Source organism: Intrasporangium sp., assembly GCF_036566125.1.
Lineage (GTDB): Bacteria > Actinomycetota > Actinomycetes > Actinomycetales > Dermatophilaceae > Intrasporangium.
The window spans coordinates 1-7,434 of record NZ_DATCWX010000254.1 but is presented as its reverse complement, the minus strand read 5'-3'; the positions used below and the strand labels follow the sequence as shown (position 1 = coordinate 7,434).

The 7,434-nt window shown below is 71.3% G+C and carries 7 protein-coding genes; 6 read left to right on the top strand and 1 reads right to left on the bottom strand.

Going from position 1 to position 7,434, the window contains the following annotated elements; translation table 11 throughout:
* Together VIR15_RS15395 and VIR15_RS15390 are read left to right on the top strand one after the other, a co-directional pair.
* Nucleotides 1-1,410: hypothetical protein (locus tag VIR15_RS15395; RefSeq protein WP_331929284.1), on the top strand; the 1,410-nt coding region annotated here is incomplete at its 5' end.
* 37 nt (nucleotides 1,411-1,447) lie between these two features.
* Nucleotides 1,448-2,713 (top strand): Nramp family divalent metal transporter, encoded by a 1,266-nt coding sequence (locus tag VIR15_RS15390; protein WP_331929282.1) that lies wholly within the window; start codon nucleotides 1,448-1,450, stop codon nucleotides 2,711-2,713.
* Between the two features lie 49 nt (nucleotides 2,714-2,762).
* Here the strand turns inward: VIR15_RS15390 and VIR15_RS15385 are convergent, their stop codons facing one another.
* The gene (locus VIR15_RS15385; protein WP_331929280.1) at nucleotides 2,763-3,353 is read right to left on the bottom strand and encodes a TetR/AcrR family transcriptional regulator; all 591 of its coding nucleotides are present in this window, start codon (nucleotides 3,351-3,353) and stop codon (nucleotides 2,763-2,765) included.
* Between the two features lie 90 nt (nucleotides 3,354-3,443).
* On the opposite strand from VIR15_RS15385, the gene VIR15_RS15380 reads away from it, so the two are divergent.
* From VIR15_RS15380 to VIR15_RS15365, 4 genes are all read left to right on the top strand, one after another.
* The gene (locus VIR15_RS15380; protein ID WP_331929278.1) at nucleotides 3,444-4,493 is read left to right on the top strand and encodes a hypothetical protein; all 1,050 of its coding nucleotides are present in this window, start codon (nucleotides 3,444-3,446) and stop codon (nucleotides 4,491-4,493) included.
* 73 nt (nucleotides 4,494-4,566) lie between these two features.
* Complete coding sequence (locus tag VIR15_RS15375; protein ID WP_331929276.1) at nucleotides 4,567-5,715, top strand: acyl-CoA dehydrogenase family protein; 1,149 nt, start codon at nucleotides 4,567-4,569, stop codon at nucleotides 5,713-5,715.
* Complete coding sequence (locus tag VIR15_RS15370) at nucleotides 5,715-6,782, top strand: acyl-CoA dehydrogenase family protein (RefSeq protein WP_331929274.1); 1,068 nt, start codon at nucleotides 5,715-5,717, stop codon at nucleotides 6,780-6,782. The genes VIR15_RS15375 and VIR15_RS15370 overlap by 1 nt, the downstream gene beginning before the upstream one ends.
* A gap of 58 nt (nucleotides 6,783-6,840) precedes the next feature.
* The coding region (locus tag VIR15_RS15365; RefSeq protein WP_331929272.1) for an enoyl-CoA hydratase-related protein at nucleotides 6,841-7,434 on the top strand (594 nt) is incomplete at its 3' end.

Genomic DNA, 7,434 nt, shown 5'->3' with positions numbered 1-7,434 from the left:
GGCCGCCGCAGCACGACGGCGCTGGGCCGCGCCGTGGTCGCCGACGCCCTGCGACGGGCCGACGCGGTCGGCTCCGCTTCGGCGGCGCGCGAGACGAACTGGCGACAGGGCTACCTGCCGCACTTCCGCCGCCTCGTCGAGGCCGGACTCCCCAGCGCGGAGGCGGCGCACTCCATCGCCCGGGACGGACTCGCCTCGCTCCACGAGCGGATGCGCTGGGTCGGACCGTCGGGCGAGGGCCCGCTCGCCACGGCCTTCGAGAGCAGTCCCACGCCGCTGGTCTCCGAGACCATCCGCGGGGAGGGTGCCCCGGACCGCACCATCTCCATGCCGTATGCCGCTGAGCGCGCTTCCGCAGACACGCTCCGTCGCGTGCTGGCTGGGTGGGTCGACGGGGGAGTCGTCGAGCCGACGTGTGCCGAAGCCGTCGAGCTAGTCATGGCGAATCCGGACTGGCTCGACCTGTCGGACCAGACCATCGTCGTGCTCGGGGCGGCTGCCGAGATGGGACCGTTGCGGACCCTGCTCCGGTGGGGCGCGGATGTGGTGGCCGTCGACCTGCCGCGGAAGGAGCTGTGGCAGAAGCTGATCGCAGACACGCGGCGGCTCGCGGGTTCGATGACGGTTCCGGCACGGCCCGGCGGGGAACCGGTCGAGGGGAGGCTCGGCGGCGACCTGATCCACGACCTCGGCTCGGTAACGCAATGGGTTGCTGAGCGGGAGGGACGGCTCGTCCTGGGCAACTACGTCTATGCCGACGGGGAGACGAACGTGCGCGTGTCCACTGCCGTCGACGCCCTGACCCAGCGGGTGGTCGACCAGCGCGGCCACGACGTGGCCCTGGCCTTCCTCGCCACCCCGACGGACGTGTTCGCGGTGCCCGGTGGCGCGGTGGCCAGGTCCGTCGAGAACTACGCCCAGCGGCATACGTCCAAGGTGTTGCGGGTGCCGCTGCGCACCCTCAGCGGTGGGCGCCTGCTCCGCCGCAACTACGTGCCCGGCGAGGACCCGGGGATCAACGACTCGGTCGTGCTCCAGCAGGGGCCGAACTACCTGCTGGCCAAGCGGCTCCAGCGGTGGCGGGCGACGGCGCACCGGGCCGACGGCGGCGTCGTGTCGCTCAAGGTGGCGCCGCCGACGCGGACCCGCTCGGTCGTCAAGAACCGGGCGCTCGCGGCGGCCTATGCCGGCGCGCACCGCTTCGGAGTGGAGGTGTTCGAGCCGGGGACGGCGAACACGCTCATGGCCATCCTGCTGGTCCATGACCTGCGCACCGGCGCGCCGGCGCGGGAGCACCCATGGCAGGACGAGGCGTACGGCGCGGCCCACGGCGGGCTGTGGACGTCGGCCTACGACCCCCGCAGCGCCCTCGGGATCGCCGCGCTGCTCGGCTTCGCGGCGGCCCGCTGAGTTGGCGTCACGAGCACGCAGGCATAATGCTCTGACCATGGCCGAGAGCACCTCGACGAGCTCGGGGCGGCGCGTCGACGACCGTTCCCCCGAGCATGGGCTCGGTGGAACCTTCAGCGCGCCGCGGACGCTCGTCCCCGCGCTGCTCGCAGCGATCGCCTACGTCGACCCGGGCAACTTCGGCGTCAACATCAGCTCCGGGGCCCAGCACGGCTACGCCCTCGTCTGGGTGGTCGTCTTCGCGAGCTGCTCGGCGATGGTGATCCAGTACCTCGCGGCCAAGCTCGGCATGGTCACCGGGATGAGCCTCGCGGAACACAGCGCGAGGCGCTACCCGGGCATCGGTCGCGTTCTCCTGTGGACGCAGGCCGAGATCGTCGTCATCATGACCGACCTCGCGGAGGTCGTCGGTGGTGCGATCGCCCTGTATCTCCTCTTCGGGCTGCCGCTCATGTGGGGCGCCGTCGCGGTGACGGCGTTCAGCCTCGTCGTGCTCTATCTCAAGGTGCACGGGCGCAGCCATTTTGAGTCGGTCGTCCTCGTGCTGCTCGCCGTCATCATCGGCTCGCTGCTGTGGCAGGTGCTCATCGCGGACGTCGACCGGGTCGCGCTGCTCCGCTCGGTGGCGCCCGGTCCGCTCGACTCGTCGGCGGCGCTGCTCGCCGTCGGCATCGTCGGGGCCACGGTCATGCCCCACGCGCTGCACTTCCACTCGGCCGCGTCGAGGGCCCGCGACGACGGCACCGTCGAGCCATCACAGACTGAGCGGATCCGGATCGGCCGGCACACCGTCCGGTCAGTCGTCATCGCCATGTCGGTCGCCGGCGTGGCAAACGTCAGCCTCGTCGTCTTCTCCGCGGCGTTGCCCTCCGAGGCCGGCGCCAGCATCGAGAGCGCCTATGCAGCGCTCGGAGCGCACGCCGGGCAGATCGCGGCCACCATGCTCGCGGTTGCCCTGCTCGCCTCCGGGCTCGCGTCGACCCTCGTCGGCGTGCAGACCGGTGACGTCGTCATGACCGGCTTCGGCAAGCGGCCGATCCCGGCGCTGGTGCGCCGCATGCTCGCCGTCGTGCCGACCCTGATCATCCTGGGAGTGGGGGTCGAGCCGACGAATGCGCTCGTCTGGAGCCAGGTCGTCCTCAGCTTCGCGTTGCCGGGCACGCTCATCCCGCTGCTGCTCTTCACGCACGACCGGCGTCTCATGGGGCGCCTGGCGAACCACCGCCTCACCACCGTCGTCGCGTGGCTCATCACGGCGGTCATCGTCGGCCTCGTCGGCTTCCTCATCGTCAGCGGCGCCTGACCTGAAGGGCCCCTTCCTCGATCGAGTGAACAGGATTCGGGTCGGTCGGTCAGTCGAGGTCGGCTGCGAGGTAGTGCTGGAGTGTCGGCCCGACATGGGCGACGAGCTCGTCGACCGTCATGGTCGCGAGGGGCTCGATGCCGACCACGCGCCGGGCCATGGCCAGGCCCACGATCTGTGACGCAGCCAGCGCTGCGCGACGCCGGGCATCCGGTCCGGGCAGGTGCCGCGCGTAGGCGCCGATGATGACGTTGTCGATGAACTCGCGCACGACGTCGTTGGCCGGGCCTTCCGTCATCGCGGAGCGCATGAGGCCGAGGAGGGCGGGGCCGGTGACCGGATCGTCGAGGAGCGCCGCGACTTCGCGGACGATCCGCTCGCCGACGCCGTCCAAGCCCTGCGCGAAGATCTCGTCGATCTTCTGGTGCGGGTCAACGGGCAGCTCGAGCACCGCCGCGAAGAGGCCGTCCTTGTTGCCGAAGTAGTACGGCACGAGCGCCACGTCGACTCCGGCGCCTTCTGCGACTGCGCGCATCGTCGTGCCCGTGAAGCCCCGCGTGGCGAACAGTGCGCGGGCCGAACCCAGGATGTCGCCCCGCACGTCGACGCGGTCGGAGCGGGGCCCGGGTCGACGCGACATGAGGCCAGCATAGATCTTTTTCATCAGGCGTTGAAACGTCTGGCCGAGACGACTACCGTGGTTTTCAACAAACGTTGAAAGGAGCCACTCATGTCATTCGGAACAGCCCATGAGGCCCCGGCCGGAGTAGCCGGTCAAGCCTCGGGACCGGCCGCCTCATCGCCTCCACGCGAGGGCATCGAGCACGTCCCGCCCGGCGGCGCCTGGGGGGCGATCGTCGCGTTGACGATCCTCCTCGGCCTGGTGCTCACTGCCTTCACCCTGCCCGCCATCAACAGCGAGCCGCGCGGGGTGCCCATCGGGATCGCCGGTCCCGCTCCGGCGGTGCAACAGCTGGCCGGAGGCCTCAGCGCTCAAGGGTCCAAAGCGTTCTCCGTGACCACCTTCACTGACGAGGCGCAGCTGTCCCAAGCCATCCGCGACCGTGAGGTCTACGGCGGCATTGCCCTCGGACAGAGCGGGGCCACCCTCTTGACGGCTCCTGCAGGGAGTCCCGTTGTCGCTCAGGGTCTCTCCAGCCTCGCTGCACAGCTCGGGCAGCAGCAGGGCCAACCCGTGCCGGTCAAGGAGGTCGTCTCCCTACCGGCTGAGGACAGTCGTGGAGCGGGTCTCGCAACAGCCCTGTTGCCCTTGCTCATCGGGGCCATCGCACCGGTCATCGCCATGAACCGGCTTGTCAGAGGCACGTGGGCCAAGCTGGCCGCAGTCCTCACGACCGCAGTCGTGCTCGGGGCGGCGCTGGCCGGGCTGCTGCACTGGTACGGCGTCTTCGAGGGCAGCTGGCTGCGCGACGCCGCAGCCATGGCCGCGGTCATCGCCACGATGTCCGCTGCGCTGCTCGGACTGCTCCTCGTGGCCGGATTCCCCGGGTTCGGCCTGGGGGTGGCGCTGTTCCTCCTCCTCGGCAATCCCCTGTCGGGCCTGGCGACTGCTCCCGAGTTCCTCGCCGAGCCCTGGCGCACGATCGGGGCGTGGCTGCCACCGGGCGCCGGCGGCCAGCTGCTCCGCAGTTCCGCGTACTTCGACGGTGCCGGAGCCGGACCGCACCTCGTCGTCCTCGGCGCCTGGTTCCTGCTCGGCATCGTGCTCGTCGGCGTCGCCGCCCGAATGCGGCGCCCCACCGCCACCGCCCCCGCCTGACCGACCCTGCGTGTTGCGCGAACCTGGGCGTGGCACGCTGTGGCTGTCGCCCGGAGGACACGAGGAGTGGGACATGAGTCGGCAGCTGGTGCCTCCCGTCGTGACCGAGGGCGAGGCGCTGACGGAACTGCGACTTGAGGTTCGCGACTTTCTCGCGGAGCAGATCGCTGCCAGGTGCTTCACCCCACACGTCGACACGTGGCTGACGCGGTGGGACCGCGCCTTCACGCAGGAGCTCGCCCGGCGGGGCTGGCTCGGCATGGTGATCCCGAAGGAGTACGGCGGCCAGGGCCGGACCTACGTCGAGCGGTTCGTCGTGACTGAGGAGCTCCTCGTCGTCGGGGCGCCGGTGGCGGCGCACTGGTTCGCCGAGCGCCAGGTCGGCCCGTCGCTCCTCGCCTACGGCACCGAGGAGCAGAAGCGGGCGTTCCTGCCCAGGATCAGCCGTGGCGAGGTCGTCTTCGGGATCGGGATGAGCGAGCCGGACGCAGGCTCCGACCTGGCGAGCGTCCGCACCGGCGCGGAGAAGGTCGGCGGCGGATGGCGCCTCACCGGCACCAAGGTGTGGACCTCCGGAGCCCACGAGGCCGACGCCTTCTTCGCCCTGGCCCGATCGGCACCGCTCGACCCGGCCCGCCGGCATGCCGGGCTGAGCCAGTTCATCGTCGACCTGCACGCGCCCGGCGTTGACATCCGCCCGATCGTCTCCATGGGCGGTGAACATCACTTCGACGAGGTCCACCTCGATGGCGTTTTCGTCCCGGACGACCACGTGCTCGGCACCATCGGCGAAGGCTGGCGGCAGGTCACGTCGGAGCTGGGCTTCGAGCGCAGCGGGCCGGAGCGGTTCCTCTCGACCTTCCAGCTGCTCGCCTCCGCAGGGCAGGCCATGATGGACGGCGAGCTGCCCTTGGACCACGGGCTGGGCCGCCACGTCGCGCGAGTGGCCGCCCTGCACCACATGTCGTTGGCCGTCTCGACCGCACTCGAGGCGCACGCCCGGGCGGACCTCGGCGCGGCTGTCGTCAAGGTGCTCGGGACGACGACGGAGGGTGACATCGCCGACTACGTGGACCTGCTCACCGCGAGCGGCTGGATCGAGGACGAGGAGCTCCACGGACTCCTGCACGGCGCCATCCTCCAACGCCCGGGCTTCACGCTGCGAGGCGGCACGAACGAGATCCTGCGAGGCGTCATCGCCCGCGGGCTGGGTCTCCGGTGATGACGACCGACCGGTACGACCTCCCCCTGGTGCACGCCGCGGTCGCCGACCCGGATCTCGTGGCCGTGCTCACCGAGCTCTTCGATGACTACCGCTCCAAGCGGCCGGCCCCGACCGAGCACGTCAGGTTCGACCCAGACCTGTGGACGCAGCTGGAGGAGCTCGGCCTGACCCGTCTCACCGCCTCGGAGGAGAGCGGCGGCAGCGGCGCTTCCTGGATCGAGGGTGCCGCCCTGCTCGGCCTGGCAGCCGCGGCAGGCGCGCCCGTTCCGCTCGCCGAGCACGGCTTCCTCGCCGCATGGCTCCTCGAGGAGGCGGGCCTCCCCAACGGGGGCGAACTGCGGACCGTATGCCGCCCGGACCCTTCCGGACGTGCCCTCAACGTCACGTTCGGCCGGGATGCGGACTTCATCGTGGCGCTTTGGGAGGACGGGGAGACCTGGCGGGTGGCCGACGTGCCGAGCGACCACCTGGACATCACGCCCGGCCGCAACCTCGCGGGCGAGCCCTGTGAGAGTGTGCTGTTCGACCTCGCCGAGCTCGAGTCGGCTCCCGTCGTCGACGACTCGGTCGGCCAGCAGTTCCACATCCGCGGTGCACTGGCGCGGTCTGCCCAGGTGTGCGGCGCGATGGAGCGCGTCCTGGAGCTGGCCATCACGCATGCCCGGCACCGCGAGCAGTTCGGCCGGCCCATCGGCGCCTTCCAGGCGGTCCAGCACCTCGTCGCCGACATCGCCACGGAGTCCTCCCTCGCCCGCGCCGCTACGGACACCGCGGTGGCCCGTGCCGCGGCCTCGAACTGGGAGGACCCCGGCATGCTGTTCACGGTCGGCGTCGCCAAGTCCTGCGTCGGTCATGCCGCCTCCGTGGTCGTGCGCAACGCCCATCAGGTGCTCGGCGCGATCGGCACGACCCTGGAGCACGAGCTGCACGTCCTCACCAGGCCGATCCTCGTGCGCCGCAGCGAGTACGGCTCGGTCCACGAGTGGGACGAGACCCTGGCCGAGCTCGCCACCCACGCCGGACGCGACCGTCTCTGGCCCCTCATCCTCACCGGGCGCCGCTGAACGGAGACCCGACCCACTGACCCGCCGCAACCCACCAGACCCAAGCCCGAGGAGTCCCATGACCGACGTCGCCTATGCCATCGCTGACGGAGTCGCCACCATCACCCTCAACGCACCCGACCGACGAAATGCCCTCTCGGTCGAGATGTCACGCGAGCTCATCGACGCAGCCCGGGCCGCCGACTCCGATCCGGCCGTCGGCGCCATCGTCGTCACCGGGGGCCAGCACTTCTGCGCCGGCGCGGTCCGCGCCGTCCTGGCCGACACGGGACTCGACCCCGTCGAGGACGAGGCCTACCGCAACCTCGAGACGGTCTACCAGGCCTTCACGACGATCGGCGACGTCGGCGTGCCGACCATCGCAGCAGTCCGCGGGGCGGCTGTCGGCGCGGGCCTCAACCTGGCCCTCGCCACGGACCTGCGCATCATCTCGCGCACCGCGAGGCTCCTCCCCGGCTTCGCCCAGATCGGCATCCACCCGGGCGGCGGCCACTTCACCCTCCTGAACCGGGTCGCCGGCCGGGAGGCCGCAGCAGCGATGGGCCTCTTCGGTGCGGAGGTCAGCGGCGAGCGCGCCGTCGAGCTCGGCCTCGCCTGGGCGGCCCACGACGACGACCACGTCGAGCGCGAGGCGCACGCGCTGGCGGCCCGC